This is a genomic window from Leifsonia sp. AG29 (genome assembly GCF_009765225.1).
In the GTDB taxonomy this organism is placed as follows: domain Bacteria; phylum Actinomycetota; class Actinomycetes; order Actinomycetales; family Microbacteriaceae; genus Leifsonia.
This window is the reverse complement of record NZ_VMSF01000001.1, coordinates 662,104-680,108: the sequence shown is the minus strand read 5'-3', so window position 1 is coordinate 680,108 and position 18,005 is coordinate 662,104. Positions and strand designations below refer to the sequence as shown.

General features: G+C 70.6%; 16 protein-coding genes, 1 tRNA gene and 1 pseudogene. 5 read left to right on the top strand and 13 right to left on the bottom strand.

What is annotated here, in order from left to right; genetic code table 11:
* Nucleotides 1-22: 22 nt before the first annotated feature.
* Together tmk and topA are read right to left on the bottom strand one after the other, a co-directional pair.
* A complete protein-coding gene (gene tmk / locus FPT20_RS03370; protein WP_158862578.1) occupies nucleotides 23-664 on the bottom strand; it encodes a dTMP kinase in 642 nt (213 codons plus the stop codon).
* Nucleotides 661-3,510, bottom strand: a complete 2,850-nt coding sequence (gene topA / locus FPT20_RS03365) for a type I DNA topoisomerase (RefSeq protein ID WP_158862576.1) — start codon at nucleotides 3,508-3,510, stop codon at nucleotides 661-663. The genes tmk and topA overlap by 4 nt, the downstream gene beginning before the upstream one ends.
* Before the next feature lie 262 nt (nucleotides 3,511-3,772).
* On the opposite strand from topA, the gene FPT20_RS03360 reads away from it, so the two are divergent.
* A complete protein-coding gene (locus FPT20_RS03360; protein ID WP_158862574.1) occupies nucleotides 3,773-4,021 on the top strand; it encodes a hypothetical protein in 249 nt (82 codons plus the stop codon).
* A gap of 32 nt (nucleotides 4,022-4,053) precedes the next feature.
* Here the strand turns inward: FPT20_RS03360 and FPT20_RS03355 are convergent, their stop codons facing one another.
* The 5 genes from FPT20_RS03355 to FPT20_RS03335 all read right to left on the bottom strand — a co-directional run bounded on the left by FPT20_RS03355 (nucleotide 4,054) and on the right by FPT20_RS03335 (nucleotide 6,993).
* A complete protein-coding gene (locus FPT20_RS03355) occupies nucleotides 4,054-4,428 on the bottom strand; it encodes an Rv3654c family TadE-like protein (RefSeq protein ID WP_158862572.1) in 375 nt (124 codons plus the stop codon).
* Nucleotides 4,425-4,733, bottom strand: a complete 309-nt coding sequence (locus FPT20_RS03350; protein ID WP_158862570.1) for a TadE family type IV pilus minor pilin — start codon at nucleotides 4,731-4,733, stop codon at nucleotides 4,425-4,427. The genes FPT20_RS03355 and FPT20_RS03350 overlap by 4 nt, the downstream gene beginning before the upstream one ends.
* 16 nt (nucleotides 4,734-4,749) lie before the next feature.
* Nucleotides 4,750-4,926, bottom strand: a complete 177-nt coding sequence (locus FPT20_RS03345; RefSeq protein WP_158862568.1) for a DUF4244 domain-containing protein — start codon at nucleotides 4,924-4,926, stop codon at nucleotides 4,750-4,752.
* Between the two features lie 109 nt (nucleotides 4,927-5,035).
* Nucleotides 5,036-6,001 (bottom strand): type II secretion system F family protein, encoded by a 966-nt coding sequence (locus tag FPT20_RS03340; RefSeq protein WP_267902700.1) that lies wholly within the window; start codon nucleotides 5,999-6,001, stop codon nucleotides 5,036-5,038.
* Entirely contained in the window at nucleotides 5,998-6,993 is a 996-nt protein-coding gene (locus FPT20_RS03335) for a TadA family conjugal transfer-associated ATPase (protein ID WP_158862564.1), read from the bottom strand. The genes FPT20_RS03340 and FPT20_RS03335 overlap by 4 nt, the downstream gene beginning before the upstream one ends.
* Nucleotides 6,994-7,389: 396 nt before the next feature.
* On the opposite strand from FPT20_RS03335, the gene acs reads away from it, so the two are divergent.
* Nucleotides 7,390-9,339 (top strand): acetate--CoA ligase, encoded by a 1,950-nt coding sequence (gene acs / locus FPT20_RS03330; protein WP_158862562.1) that lies wholly within the window; start codon nucleotides 7,390-7,392, stop codon nucleotides 9,337-9,339.
* 62 nt (nucleotides 9,340-9,401) lie between these two features.
* Here the strand turns inward: acs and FPT20_RS03325 are convergent, their stop codons facing one another.
* Together FPT20_RS03325 and FPT20_RS03320 are read right to left on the bottom strand one after the other, a co-directional pair.
* Entirely contained in the window at nucleotides 9,402-9,872 is a 471-nt protein-coding gene (locus FPT20_RS03325; protein WP_158862560.1) for a RidA family protein, read from the bottom strand.
* Nucleotides 9,872-10,039 carry a DUF4177 domain-containing protein gene (locus FPT20_RS03320; protein WP_158862558.1) on the bottom strand — a complete coding sequence of 56 codons (168 nt, stop codon included), beginning with the start codon at nucleotides 10,037-10,039 and terminating at the stop codon, nucleotides 9,872-9,874. Before FPT20_RS03320 ends, FPT20_RS03325 begins: the two co-directional genes overlap by 1 nt.
* Nucleotides 10,040-10,092: 53 nt before the next feature.
* Here FPT20_RS03320 and FPT20_RS03315 point away from each other — a divergent pair, with 53 nt between their 5' ends.
* The 3 genes from FPT20_RS03315 to FPT20_RS03305 all read left to right on the top strand — a co-directional run bounded on the left by FPT20_RS03315 (nucleotide 10,093) and on the right by FPT20_RS03305 (nucleotide 13,772).
* On the top strand, nucleotides 10,093-12,657 hold the full coding sequence (locus FPT20_RS03315) for a transglycosylase domain-containing protein (protein WP_158862556.1): 2,565 nt from the start codon (nucleotides 10,093-10,095) through the stop codon (nucleotides 12,655-12,657).
* Nucleotides 12,654-13,634: a metallophosphoesterase gene (locus tag FPT20_RS03310; RefSeq protein WP_158862554.1), complete on the top strand. Its 981-nt coding sequence runs from the start codon at nucleotides 12,654-12,656 to the stop codon at nucleotides 13,632-13,634. Before FPT20_RS03315 ends, FPT20_RS03310 begins: the two co-directional genes overlap by 4 nt.
* 61 nt (nucleotides 13,635-13,695) lie before the next feature.
* Nucleotides 13,696-13,772, top strand: a tRNA-Pro gene (locus FPT20_RS03305).
* Between the two features lie 60 nt (nucleotides 13,773-13,832).
* Here FPT20_RS03305 and msuE read toward each other — a convergent pair.
* From msuE to FPT20_RS03285, 4 genes and pseudogenes are all read right to left on the bottom strand, one after another.
* Nucleotides 13,833-14,369, bottom strand: a pseudogene (gene msuE, locus FPT20_RS03300) (FMN reductase); the annotation flags it as partial.
* Between the two features lie 19 nt (nucleotides 14,370-14,388).
* Nucleotides 14,389-15,417, bottom strand: a complete 1,029-nt coding sequence (locus FPT20_RS03295; protein WP_158862550.1) for an LLM class flavin-dependent oxidoreductase — start codon at nucleotides 15,415-15,417, stop codon at nucleotides 14,389-14,391.
* 112 nt (nucleotides 15,418-15,529) lie between these two features.
* Entirely contained in the window at nucleotides 15,530-16,090 is a 561-nt protein-coding gene (locus FPT20_RS03290) for a hypothetical protein (RefSeq protein WP_158862548.1), read from the bottom strand.
* Between the two features lie 41 nt (nucleotides 16,091-16,131).
* Entirely contained in the window at nucleotides 16,132-18,003 is a 1,872-nt protein-coding gene (locus tag FPT20_RS03285; RefSeq protein ID WP_158862546.1) for a DUF4012 domain-containing protein, read from the bottom strand.
* Nucleotides 18,004-18,005: the final 2 nt, after the last annotated feature.

Below are 18,005 nucleotides of genomic sequence, written 5' to 3'. Positions count from 1 at the left end.
ACGGAACGCGGCCGCGGTGCGTTCAGACCCGGCCCTCGAGACGGCTCCGGATCTCGCCGGCGATCTCGTCGACGGGCCGGGCCGCGTCGACGACGAGGATGCGCTCGGGCTCGGCCTCGGCGAGCGCCAGGTAGGCGGCGCGCACGCGGGCGTGGAAGTCGGACCTCTCCGCCTCCAGCCGGTCGTACCGGGTGCGGGACGCGTCGAGCCGGGCGCGGGCGGCACTCTCATCGAGGTCGAGGAGGATCGTGACGTCTGGGAGGAGACCCTCGGCCGCCCACAGCGACAGGTTGCGGATCTCATCGGGATCGAGGACTCGACCGGCGCCCTGATAAGCGACGGAGGAGTCGATGTACCTGTCCTGCAGGACGACCTCGCCCCGGGCCAGTGCCGGCCGTACGACCGTCGCGACGTGGTGAGCACGGTCGGCGGCGTAGAGCAGCGCCTCCGCACGCGGCGCGATGTCGCCGCGGTGGTGCAGGACGATCTCGCGGATTTCCACGCCGGCGGCCGTGCCTCCCGGTTCGCGGGTGCGCACGACGACACGACCGCGCTCGGTGAGCCACTGCTCGAGGAGCTCGGCCTGCGTGGTCTTGCCGGAGCCGTCGCCCCCTTCGAGCGTGATGAAGAGCCCGGGCGCAGCCCGGCCGGGGGCGCCGCTCACTCGGCCGACTTCGGAGCGCGCGTGGTCTTGGCCGGCGCCTTCTTGGCGGGAGCCTTCTTGGCCGCGGTCGCCTTGGCAGCCGTCGTCTTGGCAGCCGTCGTCTTAGACGCCGTGGTCTTCGCCGCTGCCGTCGATGCTCCGGAGGCCTTGGCCGTCGACGTCTTGGCGGCCGTCCGCCGAGTCGTCGTCTTCTTGGCCGGGCCTTTGGCGCGCTTGTCCGCGAGCAGCTGGACGGCGCGGTCGAAATCGACCTCGTCGACCGTCTCGCCACGCGGGATCGTCGCGTTGGTCTCGCCGTCGGTGACGTACGGGCCGAAACGGCCGTCCTTCACCTTGACCGGCTTGCCGCTCACGGGGTCGGCGTCGAACTCCTTGAGCGCGCTCGACGCCCGCCGGTTGCCGTACTTGGGCTGCGCGAACAGCTCGAGCGCGCCGGGCAGGTCGATCGTGAAGATGTCGTCCTCGGAGGGCAGCGAGCGCGTGTCGGTCCCCTTCTTCAGGTACGGGCCGTACCGCCCGTTCTGCGCCTGGATCTCCTCGCCGCTCTCGGGATCCGCCCCGACCGTGCGGGGCAGGTCGAGCAGCTTCAGTGCGGTCTCCAGGTCGATGGTGGCGGTGTCCATCGACGCGAACAGGGAGGCGGTGCGCGGCTTGGCCGCGGCGGCCTTCTTGGCGGTCTTCTTCTCGACAACCTCGCCGGTCCGGGCGTCGGCCTCGGGCTCCTCCTCGGGATCGGCTTCGGTGACGTAGGGTCCGAACCGGCCGTCCTTCGCGACGACGAGCTTGCCGCTCGCCGGGTTGAGGCCGAGCACCCGGTCGGTCTGCACCGGCGCCGCGATGAGCTCGCGCGCCTTCGCCGGGGTGAGCTCGTCGGGCGCCAGGTCCGGCGGGATGTTGACCCGCCGCGGCTGGGTATCAGCCGCGGCGTCCGGCTCGGAGACCTCGAGGTACGGCCCGTACTTGCCGATGCGGAGCGTGATGCCCTCGTCGATCGTGATCGAGTTGATGCTGCGGGCGTCGATCTCACCGAGGTTGTCGATGACGCGTCGCAGGCCCTTGTGCTTGTCGCTGCCGAAGTAGAAGCTGTTGAGCCAGTCGACGCGCTCCGCCTCGCCGGCCGCGATGCGGTCGAGGTCGTCCTCCATCTCGGCGGTGAAGTCGTACTGGACGAGGTCGCCGAAGTAGTCCTCGAGGAGGCGCACGACCGAGAAGGCGACCCAGCTCGGGACGAGCGACTGCCCGCGCTGGGTCACATACCCGCGGTCGATGATGGTCGAGATGATGCTCGCGAACGTCGACGGGCGGCCGATGCCGAGCTCCTCGAGCGTCTTGACGAGGCTGGCCTCGGTGTAGCGGGGCGGCGGCGTGGTCTCGTGGCCGTCGGCCTCGACCTCGCGCACGCTCAGCGACTGACCGGCCGCGAGCGGCGGGAGCTTCGCGTCGGCGGGGTCGGCCGAGTTGCGCTCCTCGTCCTTGCCCTCCTCGTAGGCGTTGAGGAAGCCGCGGAAGGTGATGACGGTGCCGCTCGCCGTGAACTCGGCGACCGTGCCGTCGAGCGGCCCCTCGGTGATGGCGGCCTCGACGGTCACCGAGGCGGTCTGGCCCTTGGCGTCCGCCATCTGCGAGGCGACCGTGCGCTTCCAGATGAGGTCGTACAGGCGGAACTCGGGTCCGCGCAACGACTTCTCGAGCTCGGCCGGGGTACGGAAGACCTCGCCGGAGGGGCGGATCGCCTCGTGCGCCTCCTGCGCGTTCTTGCTCTTGGAGGCGTAGACACGGGGCTTGTCGGGCACCGTCTCGGGACCGTAAAGCTTCGCGGCCTGAGTCCGGGCCGCGTTGGTCGCCTGCTGCGACAGCGAGGCCGAATCGGTACGCATATAGGTGATGTAGCCGTTCTCGTACAGCGCCTGGGCCACACTCATGGTCTGGCGCGCGGAGAAGCGGAGCTTGCGGGCGGCCTCCTGCTGCAGGGTGGAGGTGGTGAACGGTGCCGCGGGCCGGCGCGAGTAGGGCTTGGAGTCGACCTTCGAGACCGCCACGGTCGTGCTCGGCCGGCGGATCGCCGCTGCGAGAGCCGAAGCGGACTCCTCGTCGAGGGTGCGGGCCGCGCTCGTGAGCGTGCCGTGGTCGTCGAAGTCGCGACCTGTCGCGACACGGTCCCCCGACACGCGGGCGAGGCGCGCCTGGAAGGCGTTGCCGTCCTCCTCGGGAGCCAGCTGCGCGGTCAGGCCCCAGTAGGAGGCGGGAACGAAGGCGAGGCGTTCGCGCTCGCGGTCGACGACGAGCCGCGTTGCCGCCGACTGGACGCGGCCGGCGGACAGGCCCGGGCCCACCTTGCGCCACAGCACCGGCGACACCTCGTACCCGTAGAGCCGGTCGAGGATGCGCCGGGTCTCCTGGGCGTCGACCAGGGCTGTGTCGATCTCGCGGGTGTTGTCGCGGGCCTTCTCGATGGCCTCGCGGGTGATCTCGTGGAACACCATGCGCTTGACCGGGATCTTCGGCTTGAGCTCCTCGACGAGGTGCCAGGCGATCGCCTCGCCTTCGCGGTCCTCATCCGTGGCGAGCAGGAGCTCGTCGGCGTTCTTGAGGGCGCGCTTCAGGTCGGCGACCGTCTTGCGCTTCTGGTCGGAGACCACGTAATAGGGCTCGAAGCCCTTTTCCACGTCGACCGAGAACTTGCCCAGCGAGCCCTTCTTGAGCTCCGGCGGGAGGTTCTTCGGCTCGATCAAGTCGCGGATGTGCCCGACGGAGGCCATGACCTCGTAGCCGTCACCCAGGTACTGGGCGATCGACTTCACCTTGTTCGGAGACTCGACGATGACGAGCTTCTTCGTGGCGGGCACCTGACTCCTCTTATATGTACGTGCTGACGCTGCGCACGGTCGCGCGGTGTGGACGTCGACGGCACGCTCCCCCGAGAGCCGCCCCGGATGGCGGCGAGCGCGGGCCTCATGGCCCGACAGGCAAACCATACACACCTCAACCCGCTGTGTGCCTAATCTTCCTGTCGGCGTTCGCCGTGGGCGCAGGCCGGCGACGGGCCGATGCGACAGCCGCCGCAACTGGGGAGGTTGAGGGCGGCGACCGCGGGAGGACAATGGGTCCATGGCTACGACAATGACGACGTACACCGCCAAACTGACCGACGGACCGCTCGAGGGCAAGACCATCGCAACCTCCTTCTTGGACTCCGGGGACCCGAGGCCCCGCATCGAGATCCCGGCCACCACGGCCGGGAAGAGCTACCTGTATGTCCGGACCTCGGCCTGGGAGACCGAGTACGCGCCGGACGACGACCACCACAGTCGCCCGACGGCGATCGCCTACCGCTACCTGGAGACCGTCTTCGGCTGAGGGCCTCGGGCTCGCTGCGCGGTCGGCCCGCCTCACGGGGAGTGCGGCGGTCCGGCGCGCGCCGTGCCGCTCGTGCGCAGCGCCCCGCTGCCCACGGTCGCGGTCACTGTGACGACGAGTCCGTCGACGTCGCACCGGTCGACGACGGCCCCCGCACTCGACGCGACCCGATCGGCCGCTTCGCAGATGGAGCCCGCCACCCGGCCGACCGCGACCTCCGCCCCGGCGAGCGCAGCCAGCTCGGCCGCGGCGACCGCTCGGCGGTGCGTCAGCAGAACCCCGGCGGCGCCGAGGAGCACCGACAGCAGCGCAGCCACGCACGCGACGCACATGATCGCCAGGACGGAGCCCGAGCCCTGATCGCGCTGACGCGGCGGCCGCACCTCCCGGTCATCGCTGCGCGTCACGGTGCCGGCCGCTCGTCGAGGGCGCACGCCCGCGCCGAGAGGTCGAACCCGAGGCGAACGGCCCCGGTCACCGACGCGGGCTCGCTCAGGCGCACGCAGACGAGCCCGTCGGCGACGTCGGTGCTCAGGGATGCGGACCCGCGGACAACCCCGGCGGGGATCGCCTCTCCCAGGGCGACGAGCCGCGCGACGGTCGCCGCCGCGTCGACGAGCTGCAGCTGACGCGCGACGGCCTGAACCCCGGCAAGACACAGGACCAGGCAGGCGAGCACCGCGGGGAGCGCGATCGCGAACTCCGCTGTCACGCTCCCCCGGTCTCGGTCAGCCGCCTGTACTGAGCGCACGGTGCACCAGGTCCGTCAGCATCGATCGCACCTCGTCACCCCGCAGCAGGGCGACCAGGAGCCCGGCGAGCCCGACGGCCGCCATGATCGTCACGGCGTACTCGGCCGTGGCGGCGCCGCTGTCGTCCCGCAGCCGACGGATGATCTTGTTCATTCGGTTCTCCCTTGCATGTGGTCTGGAGCGGCCCTGACCGGCCCCTGGTATTCATCCTCGGCGGCGTGGGGCTCAGCATCGCCGGAGGCGGGATGCTCGTGGACTCCGATCAAGCGACGCTCCCTGTGGACGAGAGAAGGCCCAGGATCACCGGGGCGATGCCCCACGCGATGAAGCTGGGAAGAACGCACAGCCCGACCGGCGCCAGCAGACGCACTCCGAGCACGCCGGCGGATCGCGCCCCCTCGGCACGGCGATGGCGCCTGTCGCGCCGACCGGCCGCCTCCAGGAGCTCGGCAGCGGGCGCACCCGTCCTTTCCGCGAGTCGCAGCACACCTTCCACGCCGGCAGGCTCGGGAAGGACGATCCGAGCGGCCTCGGCGGACGCCGTGACCAGGGCCCGCGCCCTGCCGATCGACATGCCGCCGCGGAGGGCGACCGCGAGGAGGTCCGCGTACACCCCCACTGACTCGTCCCCCGGCAGAGCACGGCGCACCTGCGATCGGGACCAGAGGTGTCCGGCGATGCCGAGCGCCCCTCCCGCAGCCAGGAGGCCGAGGCCGGCCGGTGAGCCGAGCAGGACGCCCAGGACGTCGACGCCCATCAGCCACCCCATCGCCAGACCGGCGAGCGGGAGGCCGCTCACGAGCCGAGCGGTCGCGCGCGGGCCGCTGACGGCCACGTCGATGTCGCGCGCCGTCTGGGCGCGCTCCCGGAACAGCTCGGAGATGCCTCGGGCTGCTGCTCCGAGCGGCGCACCCACCTCGGCCGCGACCAGCCAAGCCACGGCGATGACCGCGAGCGGGCTTCCGGCCAGTGCGGCGACGACCCCGGACGAGAGGTCGGCGCCGGTGGCGAGAAGCCGCGCCACCCGGGTGACACGCGAGTCCTTGCTCTCCTCCGCAACCGCCTCCCAAGCGGAGCGCGGCGACAATCCCGCGTCGAGCAGCACGGCGAGAGACTCTGCGAGCTCTGCCGCCCGGTCGTCCTCGTCTCCGGGAGGCGACCGTCGACCGGACCGCCGTGGGGGACGGAAGGCGGCAGCACGACGCGCTTCCGCGTTCCTCGCTCTCACACCGGTACCTGCTCGACGACGAGCCGTCCCGACGCACCGATCGCCGGGCGGCCGAGAGCCTCGACCCGCCGCCCGCGGCTCGGGCGCGACAGATGGACGAGGAGATCGAGAGCGCTGACCGCCTGCCGCGCCAGCGCGGACTCTCCGAGCCCCGCAAGGCTCCCGAGCGCTTCGAGCCGCGCGGGCACGTCGACGAGCGAGTTCGCGTGAAGCGTGCCCGCGCCTCCGTCGTGGCCCGTGTTGAGCGCCGAGAGAAGCTCGCGCACCTCCTCGCCCCGGCACTCCCCCAGCACCAGACGGTCGGGCCGCATCCGCAGGGCCTCGCGGACCAGACGCCGCAGGTCGACGCCCCCGGCGCCCTCGAGGTTCGGCTGACGGGTCTGCAGGCCGACGACATGGGGGTGCGTCACCCGGAGCTCGGCGACGTCCTCGATGAGGACGATGCGTTCCGTCGGGGGCGCCTCCGCCAGCAGAGCCCCGAGCAGCGTGGTCTTGCCCGCGCCTCCGGGGCCGGAGATGAGGATGTTCGATCGCTCTCGCACCGCACGCAGGAGGACGTCGTGCTGCTCGACCGTAAGGAAGCGGGCGCTCAGGAGCTCGCGCATGCTCGGCGCCGCATTGCGCGGCACCCGGATCGACACGAGCGCCCCTCCCGTCGACACGGGCGGAAGCACGGCGTGCACCCGCACGCCGCCCGCCAGCACGACGTCGACGAATGGAGACACTTCGTCGAGGTGCCGTCCTCCGCGGGCGATCAGCGCCACGGCGAGCGCCCGCGCCTCCGCCGGGTCGAACGTTTCCCCGGGCGCGTGCCGCAGGCCGTCCGGACCGTTGCACCAGAGCTCGCCGGAGCCGGTGATGAACAGGTCGGTGAGCCCCCTCCTCAGGAGGTAGGGCGCGAGCCTCCCGAACGTCGCCCAGAGCCCCGGGCGGACGGACTCGGGTCCGGCCGCGGACGGGGTGAGTGCCGTCGGCGGCAAGGTGTGAGCCATGACGGCGACACTAAGGCGGACGGCTCCGCACACGACGCTCGCGGCTCGATCTGTGGAGACGCGGCGCGGCGGCCCGCTTGGGAGGGACACTCCCGGGCCCTGAGAGGGACAGCGCCGGACCCGGGTGACCGGCACGCCGCGCTGCGAGCCGGGACCTACCGGTTAAAAAGGGGGGGCCGCACCTATTGGGGGGAACAGGTGCGGCCACTGCGGCGCAGGATTGGGGGGAATCGTTTGCGCCGCACGCCAGAATTCAACATTCGGCCGCCCCCTAGTTTACGCACAATCAATGCAAACGCAAGTCTCCGTCGGGCGTCGCGATCGGAGGTTGTAAAGTCAGGCAGTGTCGCGCCACGACCACTGAAACCGCATCGCAAAGGAGCGAACAGACTCCCCATGAGCAACACAATCGACAACCTGCTCCACGAGGCCCGCCGGTTCCCGCCGAGCGAGGAATTCGCGGCGAACGCCGTGGCCACGGCCGAGCTCTACGAGCGTGCCGACGCCGACCGCCTCGGATTCTGGGCGGACCAGTCGCGAGAGCTCCTCCACTGGCACAGGCCGTTCACCCGCACGCTCGACTGGAGCGACGCGCCGTTCGCCAAGTGGTTCGACGACGGCGAGCTCAACGTGGCCTACAACTGCCTCGACCGTCACGTGCTCGCCGGCCACGGCGACCGGGTCGCGATCCACTGGGAGGGCGAGCCCGGCGACACCCGCACGCTCACCTACGCCGAGCTCACCGCGGAGGTCAAGAAGGCCGCCAATCTGCTGACCAGCCTGGGCATCCGCGCCGGCGACCGGGTGGCCATCTACCTCCCGATGATCCCGGAGGCCGTCATCGCGATGCTGGCGGTCGCGCGCATCGGGGCGATCCACTCGGTGGTGTTCGGCGGTTTCAGCGCCGAGAGCCTCCGCTCGCGCATCGACGACGCCGAGGCGAAGCTCGTGATCACCGCCGACGGCGGCTGGCGCAAGGGCCGGGTCTTCCCGCTGAAGGACGCCGTCGACGGGGCCCTCAGCGGCGCCGAGTCCACGGTGGAGCACGTCCTCGTGGTGCGACGGGGTGAGAACGAGGTGGCCTGGTCGGAGGGCCGCGACCTGTGGTGGCACGAGGAGATCGCCCTCGTCGACGCGGATCACGTGGCGAAGCCCTTCCCGGCGGAGAACCCGCTGTTCATCCTCTACACCTCCGGCACGACCGGCAAGCCGAAGGGCATCCTGCACACGTCCGGCGGCTACCTGACGCAGGCGGCCTTCACGCACAAGAACGTGTTCGACCTGCACCCCGAATCGGACGTCTACTGGTGCAGCGCCGACGTCGGCTGGATCACCGGCCATACCTACGTCGTCTACGGACCGCTCGCCAACGGCGCCACCCAGGTGCTCTACGAGGGCACGCCCGAGACGCCGCATCCGGGCCGGTGGTGGGAGATCATCGAGAAGTACAAGGTGTCGATCTTCTACACGGCGCCGACCGCGATCCGCTCCTTCATGAAGATCGGGAGGCAGCACCCGCAGCGGTTCGACCTGTCGAGCCTGCGCGTCCTCGGCTCCGTCGGGGAGCCGATCAACCCCGAGGCGTGGATGTGGTACCGCGACGTCATCGGCGGCGACACCACGCCGATCGTCGACACCTGGTGGCAGACCGAGACCGGCGCGATCATGATCTCCGCCCTTCCCGGGGTCACCACGTTGAAGCCAGGGAGCGCGCAGGTGCCCCTCCCGGGCATCTCCATCGACATCCTCGACGAGGCGGGCGTGCCGGTCGGGAGGGACCAGGGCGGCCTTCTCGTCGTCACCGAGCCTTGGCCGAGCATGCTCCGCGGCATCTGGGGCGACCCCGAGCGCTTCAAGGAGACGTACTGGTCGAAGTTCGGCGACAAGTACTTCGCCGGTGACGGCGCGCGCTACGACATGGACGGCGACATCTGGCTCATGGGCCGCGTCGACGACGTCATGAACGTCTCGGGCCACCGCCTCTCGACCGCCGAGATCGAGTCTGCGCTCGTGGCGCACCCGTTCACGGCCGAGGCCGCGGTCGTGGGCGCGAGCGACGAGACCACCGGGCAGGCGGTGGTCGCGTTCGTGATCATCAAGCAGAACCAGCTCGAGAATGCCGACGCCATCGACGTCGCCGCCGAGCTCCGCAAGCACGTCGCCGAGCAGATCGGGGCGATCGCCCGCCCGCGCGACATCTTCATCGTGACGGAGCTGCCGAAGACCCGGTCCGGCAAGATCATGCGGCGCCTCCTGCGGGACGTCGCCGAGGGCCGCGAAGTGGGCGACACGACGACGCTCGCCGACACGGCGGTCATGAGCTCGATCCAGGCGAAGCTGACCTAGCGGCGACGCTCGACACAGGAGGGGCGGCGCCGGCCGGCACCGCCCCTCCTGTCTTCAGACGGTTACTCGAAGGCGAGGACGAGCTCGACCTCGACCGGCGCGTCGAGCGGGAGCACCGCGACGCCGACGGCGGAGCGGGCGTGGACGCCCGCGTCGCCGAAGATCTCGCCGAGGACCTCGGACGCCCCGTTGATGACGCCCGGCTGACCGGTGAAGCCCGGGTCGGAGGAGACGAAGCCCACGACCTTCACGATGCGCGTCACGCGGTCGAGCGACCCGAGAACGCTGTTCGCCGCGGCGAGGGCGTTCAACGCGCAGATGCGCGCGAGCGCCTTGGCGTCCTCCGCGGGCACGAGTCCGGGGCCGTCGCCGACCTTGCCGGTGGCCGGGAGCTCGCCACCGACCATCGGGAGCTGGCCCGAGGTGAAGACGAGCCGGCCGTCCACCACCGCGGGCGTGTACGCCGCGACCGGCGGGACGACGGCCGGCAGCTCGATGCCCAGCTCCGCGAGCCGGGCCTCCACGCCGGCCATCAGGCGGCCGCCTCGTCGGCGATCGGGCGCTTGAGGTACGCGACGAGCCCGCCCTCGGGGCCGGTGACGATCTGCACCAGCTCCCAGCCCTCGGAGCCCCAGTTGTTCAATATGGCGGCGGTGTTGTGGATCATGAGAGGAGTCGTAAGGTATTCCCAGCGCAGCATCGTGCCTTTTCCATTCGGGGGGTTTATCAGGTTCATCACCTAGCCTTGATCCTATGTCTGCGCAAAAACCACAGGCTAGAGGTGCGCTCGGAGCCGTCGCCGCGTTCGTCGGCATGAGCGCCGTCGCGGGCCTCCTCGTCGCGGCTGCCGTCACCCCCGCCATCGCCGTCACCGGCATGACCGCGAACAACAGCATCGGCCTGTTCGAGGGTCTTCCCGAGTACCTCGACGTCGGGCAGCTCGCCCAGCCCTCCACGATCTACGCCAAGAACGCCGACGGCTCCGACAAGGTGCTCGCGACCTTCTACTCGCAGAACCGCCTCCCCGTCGGGTGGGACCAGATCTCGCAGGCCGCGAAGGACGCGGCGATCGCCGGTGAGGACCCGCGCTTCTACAGCCACGGCGGCGTCGACATCCAGGGCACCATGCGCGGCGTGCTCTCGACCGTCAGCGGCGGAGGCGTCCAGGGCGGCTCCTCCATCACCCAGCAGTACGTGAAGAACGTCCTGCTGCAGAAGTGCGAGGCGCTGCCGGTCAAGACCAAGGAGCAGAAGGCCAAGTACCAATCCTGCGTCGACGACTCGACGGGCGTCTCCCCCGACCGCAAGGTCAAGGAGATGAAGTACGCCATCGGGATCGAGAAGAAGTACTCGAAGGACCAGATCCTCGTCGGCTACCTCAACATCGCGGGCTTCGGCGGCTCGGTCTACGGCATCGAGGCGGCGGCGCGCTACTACTACAACACGACAGCGGCCGCGCTGACCCCCGCGCAGGCCGCGAGCCTCGTCGCCATCGTGAACGAGCCCACGAGCCTCAAACTCGACTCCCCCGATTCGAAGACGAACGGGGCGGCCAACGGCTACGCCAAGAACAAAGAGCGTCGCGACTACATCCTCGGCAAGATGTACGAGTACAAGAAGCTCACCAAGACCCAGTACGACGAGGCGCTCAAGACCCCGATCCAGCCGCAGATCACGCCTTCCGTGCGCGGCTGCCAGGCGGCGGGAGGCGCGGCCTACTTCTGCGACTACGTGCAGAAGATCATCCTCAACGACCCGACCTTCGGGGCCGACGAGGACACCCGCTCGGCCAACTTCGCCCGCGGCGGCTACAAGATCTACACGAGCCTCGACCCCGACCTGCAGAACGTCGCCGAGCAGACCCTCGCCTCCTACGTCCCGCAGGTGTACGACCGCGCCGACATCGGCGGCGTGCTGGTCGGCGTCCAGCCCGGTACGGGCCGCGTGCTCTACATGGCGCAGAACAAGCAGTACAGCCAGGATCCGGATGTCCTGAACTCGGGGGCCCAGTACACCTCCATCAACTACGCGACCGACCAGGCGTACGGCGGATCGAACGGATTCCAGGTCGGCTCGACCTACAAGGTGTTCACGCTCGCCGAATGGCTCAAGCAGGGTCACTCGCTCAACGAGACGGTGAACGCGAACGTCCGGACCTACAACCAGGCGAACTTCAAGGACTCGTGCCCCGGCGCTGCCTGGGGCGGACCCTACAAGCCCACCAACGACTCGGGCGGCGAGGAGGGGCTGCGGAGCGCCCAGGACGCCACCACGAACTCGATCAACACGGCCTTCGTGGCGATGGCCTACCAACTCGACCTCTGCGAGATCAAGAAGGACGCCGAGTCGTTCGGGGTGCACACCGCTACGGGCAGCCCGCTCAACTCGAACCCCGCATCCGTCCTCGGCACGAACAACATCGCGCCGCTGACCATGGCGACCGCGTTCGCGGGCATCGCCAACAACGGGAACACCTGCACCCCGATCGCGATCGACAAGATCATCGACGGGGGTGGCAAGGAGATCACTGCTCCGGCTTCCAAATGCACCCAGTCGATCGACCCGGCCGTCGCCAACACCATGGCGAAAGCGCTTCAGGGCCCCCTGCAGAGCGGTACGGCTGCCGGCATGAACCGGACCGGGAAGGACATGCTCGGTAAGACGGGAACCACGGACGGCAACGAGCAGCTCTGGCTCGTCGCGTCGACCACGAAGGTCGCTGGAGCCTACTGGGTGGGCAACATCACCGGCCACGTCGACATGCGAAGGATCTATCCCACGCACGACACGACGCCGGCGATCGCGCGCACGGCCGTCATGAGGCAGATGATGTCGGCCGCGGTCGGCAAGTACGGCGGCGACCCGTTCCCCGCGGCACCGGACAAACTCGTACGCGGCGTCCAGGTGGCGCTGCCCGACCTCACCGGCAAGTCCACCGACGAGGCGAACACGATCCTCACCGGGCTCGGTCTGACCGAGCAGGACGGTGGCCCCCAGGATTCGGTCGCGCCCGCGGGAACCGTCGCGGGGACCAACCCTCCGGCCGGCTCGTCCGTCGGCAAGGGCAGCGTGGTCACGGTCTACACGAGCAACGGCTCGCTGAAGGCGGTCCCGAACGTGGTCGGCCAGAAGCTGTCGGACGCCCAGAAGGCACTGACGGACGCCGGGTTCACGGTCAAGGTCACCGGCGGCAACGACCCGAATGCGCCCGTCACCGCTCAGGACCCGGCGGCAGCCGCCGGAGCGAAGCCCGGAGCGCCCGTCACGCTGACGGTCACTGCGGCGCCCGCTCCGCCGACCCCCGGCGCGGGCAAGTGACGAGGCGCGCGACCGGGCTGCTGGGCGCGGCCCTCGGCCTGCTCGCCGGAGCCGGCGCTGCCGCGTTCGCGTACGGGTCGCTCGTCGAGCGCCGCGCCTACACCCTCCGCGAGGTGACCGCGCCCGTCCTTCCCCCTGGCGCGCAGCCGATCCGCGTGCTGCACCTCTCGGATCTGCACATGGCCCCGTGGCAGCGCGACAAGCAGCAGTGGGTTCGATCGCTCTCGCGCTACCGCCCCGACCTCATCGTCGAGACCGGAGACCTTCTCGGCCACATCGACGGACTCGACGGAGTGCGAGCGGCCTACGAGGGCTTCCGCGGCATCCCCGGCGTCTTCGTCCACGGCTCGAACGACTACTTCGCACCGCGGCCGACCAACCCGCTCAAGTACTTCATGGGTCCGTCGAAGAAGCGCGGTGTGGCGACACGCGTCGACACCGCTGCACTGACGACCTACCTCCGCGAGCTGGGCTGGACCGATCTCGACAACGCGGCGACCGCCCTTGATATCAACGGGACGCACCTCGAACTCTTCGGCGTCGACGACCCGCACATCGGAAAGGACCGCGTGTCGGCCATCCCCGGCGCGCTGGACGAGCTCCGCGAGAGCGACCCCTTCTCCGACGACGCCACGTGGCTCGACGGCGACAAGGCACGCCCCGAGCGGCAAGCGGTCACGATCGGTGTCACGCACTCCCCCTACCGCCGCATCCTCGACGCGTTCGTCACCTACGGCGCAGCGATGATCTTCGCCGGGCACACCCACGGCGGCCAGGTGTGCCTGCCGGGCTTCGGCGCGCTCGTGACCAACTGCGACATCCCGCGCTCGCAGGTGAAGGGCCTCAGCGTCTGGCGCCACGCCCTCCGTTCGGCCTACCTCAACGTGTCCGCCGGCCTCGGCACCTCGATCTACGCGCCGGTGCGTTTCGCGTGCCGGCCGGAGGCTGCGCTGGTCACCCTCACAGCCGCCGAGTGAGCGTCCGGTGGTCAAGAGCACCCCGTAGGCTCGTGTATCCTGGTTGAGGCCTTCGGGCCATCGGGGTGTGGCGCAGCTTGGTAGCGCGCTTCGTTCGGGACGAAGAGGCCGCAGGTTCAAATCCTGTCACCCCGACCAGCACAGACGAGAAGGGCCGGAGCGCTTGCTCCGGCCCTTCTCGCATCCCGGCAGGCAGCCTCAGAAGGCGTCGGGCCGCGCGAACTCGGCTCCCTCGAGCGTCCTCGGATCGAGGTTCGCCCGGATCAACGGGACGGTGCGCGAGACGGCCGTCGCGATCCGCTCGCGCAGATCCTCCGACGTGATCGCGTACTCGGCGAAGTCGCTCTCGCTCGCGAAGATGCCGAGCGGGAGGGTCAGCGCCTGGAAGAACCCGAACAGCGGCCGCATCTGGTGCTCGACGAGCAGGGCGTGCCGGTCGCTCCCTCCTGTCGCCGTCAGCACGATAGGCTTGTCGACGAGCGCGTACTGGCCGACGTGGTCGAAGAAGAGCTTGAAGAGGCCGGTGTACGTGGCGCGGTAGGCCGGCGAACCGACGACGAGGATGTCGGCGGCCTCGACCGCCTCCAGCGCCTCGACCACGGAGGACCCGAGGGAGTTCCGGAACGGGCCGGCGCCCAGCTCCGGGAGCAGCGGCGCGAGCTCGATGGTCCGGGCCGTCCCGCCCGCGGCCTCGGCGTACGCCCGGGCGACCTCGCTCACGAGCACGGTGGTGCGGGATGCGCCCGTGACAGCCTCATGCGCCGACGACGGGCTCTCGTGCTGCGTGCAGGCCGGCGGCGATCTCGAGCGAGTGGATGCGTCCCTCCACCGTCGCGGCCCCGGAGGAGATCATCAGTTCGTCCGCCCGCATGGAGGCGAGCAGCGAGTCGAGCCGCGCCTTCACCTCGTCGGGGGTGCCGATCGCCTGCCGTGCGTTCCGGGTCGCGATGAACTCCTCCTCGAGCGGGGTGAACTCGTGCGCCAGCGCCTCCTCGATGCTGACCGGCTCGGGCTTGAGTCCGCGGCGCATGCGCAGGAACGACAACTGGCCGGGGAGGGACAGCGCCCGGACCGTCTCGGGGTCCTCGTCAGAGACGACGTTGACGGCGATCATCGTGTGAGGCTCGGAGAGGAGGTCGCTCGGTTCGAACCGCGACCGGTAGAGGTCGAGCGCGGCCTCGGTGTTGTCTCCGGCGAAGTGATGCGCGAAGGCGAACGGCAGGCCGAGCGCGGCCGCGACCTGAGCGCTGAATCCACTCGATCCGAGCAGCCAGATCTGGGGCGCGTCGCCGCGTCCGGGAACGGCAGTGATGCTGTGAAGCGGGTTCGCGTCGGTCATCCCGTAGAAGAATCCGAACAGGTCGAGGAGCTGCTGCGGGAAGTCGTCCACCCCGAGCCCTTCGGGGCTCCGTCGCAATGCCATCGCGGTGGCACCGTCGGTTCCCGGCGCGCGGCCGATGCCGAGGTCGATGCGGTCGCCGTAAAGCGCGCGGAGGGTCCCGAACTGCTCGGCGACGACGAGGGGCGCGTGATTGGGCAGCATGACGCCGCCGCTGCCGACCCGGATCCGCTCGGTGGCCGCGGCGACTCCGGCGATGAGCACGGCGGGCGCGCTCGAGGCGATCGCCGGCATGCCGTGGTGCTCCGCGACCCAGAACCGCTGGTAGCCGAGCGCTTCCGCGGCCTGCGCCAGACGAATGGTGCCGGCGACGGCGTCGGCGTTGGTGCCTCCGGCGGGACGGCTGGCGAGATCGAGGACGTTGAGGGGGATGCTGGTGCTCACAGCGGGGTTCAACCCCTCCCGCGCGTGCCGGATTCCCGATGGCTCACCAAGGGCCGACGTGGGCGGCGGGCGGCCGGGAGGCGGGGAGCCGCCTCCGCTTCGGTCATCGACCTCAGGGCTGATGGACCCGCCGCACCCAGGCGAGCACAGCGACCGTGATGAGCCCCGCTCCGAGGAGTCCGCCGCCGAGCCAGGCGGCCCATTCCGCGACGACCGAGCCGGTGTCCGCCAGGCCGGACCCCGGGTCGGAGACGGCTGTGACGGCGTGGTCGGCCGGCAGCACGGTCAGGGTGACGGTGCAGACGTGACCCGTGGTGGTCCCCTCGCCCCGGATCGTGTAGCTTCCGCTGGCGGTCGTCGGCATGGTCACGGTCAGCACGTCGCTGCCGTCGGCGTTGGCCGCCTTGGAGAAGTGGACGGTGGTGACCGTCGTGCCGAACGAAGCGAGCCGGACTCCGGCCCCGGACTCGCCGGTGACGGTCCAGTTCACGAGCTCGGAGGGTCCCCAGGTCCCGGGCTGGCAGATGACTCGCGCGGTCCCCCCGGCGGTCACGGTGGTCACGTCGAGGGCGCACGGCGCACCCTGGGTGTAGTCGACGGCTTGGGCGGCGAGGGGCGCCGAGAGCACGAGAGCGGCCGCGACACCGATCGCGGCGAGGATCTTTCTGAACATCGGGAGCCCCCCGTCAGACGCACGTCTTACGTGACGATTACTCACTTTATAGCCGATCGGCAATCGACGGCAAGGGACGCGACAGGAACCGATGCCCCCACAACGGGGGTCGAACCATCGCCAGGGAGCGTCGGCGAGACCGTCACGGCAAGACCCGGGGCGCGCTGCCTCATGTTGAGGAACTGCACGCCCACGGTCGTCGCTTGCCCCGGCGCCAGCGAGACCGTCACAATCGCGACGGGACGAGCCCGGTCGGTTCCCGTAGCAGCCGGGGCGGCCGCACCCCCGGCCGTTGCTCCAGCGAAGAGACCCCCGGCCGGGCCGTAGACGACGACGCGCGTTCGGACCGTGCCCGGCGACACCCCGAACCAGCCGCCGCCGGTCACGTATGCAGGCAGGGCCGCGGCGGCGTCCGCCGGCGCCCTGTTGGCGAGGGTCACCTCGACCACGGACGTAGGGGTCCGGTCCGCGCGGCACACCGCGGCGCCGGCGGAGACCTGAGTGCGGAGGTAGTAATCCATCTTGCCGCCGGTCGCATCGTCGAAGTAGACGCCGATCCCCGCCGTCGTCGGGGTCGAGGAAGGCAGCACGCCGGAGAGCGTCGTGCTCGCGAGCACCGACTGCTCGCCCGGATGGGCGCTCCAGATCAGCACGCGCCGCGACGCCCCCGCCGCCGCCAGGGAGTCGACGAGGGCGCGCCCGTCCACCCCTCCCCCGACCACGGCATGGAAGATGGCCTCGGCCGACGAGGAGAAGAACAGATCCTGCCGCCACGGCTCCGCGAATCGCGCGTAGACATCACTCAGCAGCACGCGGACCGCGTCGTCCGCCCCGAGGCGCTCGCCGGTCGACAGCGTGACGGGCCCTGTGGCGCGCAGCACCTGTGAGAGCGCCACGGGATCGAGCGCCACGACGCCGTCGACCCGGTCGCCGTACGTCTTCGTCCACATGGTGGAGACGGTGGAGGCCGCGAGCGGGAAGTCGGGCGTCGCGTTCGCATCCTGCAGCAGCCTCCCCACCAGCGGTCCATAGAGTCCGACGGTGCTGTCCGGCAGAGAGGCGACGGGTTCGTCCCACGGGCCGAGAGTAGCGCCGACCGTGTGGCTCGGGAGGCTGATGGCTCCGTCATCCGCGTGCAGCATCGAGACGGAGCCGATGAGACCGCCCGTGGCCCGGAGCTCGGCCGGGTTCTGCGCGACGATCAGGTAGTTCCGCGGGCCGTCGGCGCCCAGCATCGGCGGCAGGAGGCGGGCCGCATTGCCGAGGGCGTCCATCGACGGGGCCGTCTGGGAGAGGAGGGAGCGCAGGCGATCGACCGCCGACCGGATCTGCCCGATGGTGACAGAGGTGTCGATCGACGAAACATCGGCTTGCGCCCGGTGGAACGCCGTCTGGGCGCTCTCGACGACGGGGGCGGCCGCCCGGATCGGGGCGAGGTCCACTCGGCCGTTCTTCACCGCGATGGACCGGGGGTCGGCATGCTTCGCGACTCCGACCAGAGGCCCCACGACCTCAGAGGCGAGCGTATCGACGGCGGCCGCCGTGCGACGGACCGCGGCGAGATTGGGGCCCGCCCAGGGCACGGCTTCCGCGCTCCTCCACACCGGGTCGCTCGTGAGATCGGCAGCAGATGCGGCGCTCCGCCGGAGTTCGGCGGCGGCCGTCGTGGCCTTCGTGAGGTCGCCGCTGCGAACCGCGTCGACCACCGCATTGGCCGCAGGCGTGGCGAGGCTCAGTTGTTGTCGCGCGAGGTAGCCGCGTAAGCCGATCCACCCCACGAGGCCGGCCACGAGGAGCACCAGGACGACGACCACGACGGTGACGATGGTGCGGCGGCGGCTCGAGGAGCGCGGCTCGGCGGGAGGCTCCGCCGGCCGCGGCGGTGCCGGGTCGCGCGCGAGACCGATCGCCATCC

Excerpts from the sequence above, each read along its gene's own strand:
- FPT20_RS03360 (WP_158862574.1), top strand. The coding sequence starts at position 3,773 with ATGGCTACGACAATGACGACGTACACCGCCAAACTGACCGACGGACCG.
- FPT20_RS03345 (WP_158862568.1), bottom strand. The coding sequence starts at position 4,926 with ATGAACAAGATCATCCGTCGGCTGCGGGACGACAGCGGCGCCGCCACG.
- FPT20_RS03335 (WP_158862564.1), bottom strand. The coding sequence starts at position 6,993 with ATGGCTCACACCTTGCCGCCGACGGCACTCACCCCGTCCGCGGCCGGA.
- acs (WP_158862562.1), top strand. The coding sequence starts at position 7,390 with ATGAGCAACACAATCGACAACCTGCTCCACGAGGCCCGCCGGTTCCCG.
- FPT20_RS03325 (WP_158862560.1), bottom strand. The coding sequence starts at position 9,872 with ATGGCCGGCGTGGAGGCCCGGCTCGCGGAGCTGGGCATCGAGCTGCCG.
- FPT20_RS03320 (WP_158862558.1), bottom strand. The coding sequence starts at position 10,039 with ATGCTGCGCTGGGAATACCTTACGACTCCTCTCATGATCCACAACACC.
- FPT20_RS03315 (WP_158862556.1), top strand. The coding sequence starts at position 10,093 with ATGTCTGCGCAAAAACCACAGGCTAGAGGTGCGCTCGGAGCCGTCGCC.
- FPT20_RS03290 (WP_158862548.1), bottom strand. The coding sequence starts at position 16,090 with ATGTTCAGAAAGATCCTCGCCGCGATCGGTGTCGCGGCCGCTCTCGTG.
- FPT20_RS03285 (WP_158862546.1), bottom strand. The coding sequence starts at position 18,003 with ATGGCGATCGGTCTCGCGCGCGACCCGGCACCGCCGCGGCCGGCGGAG.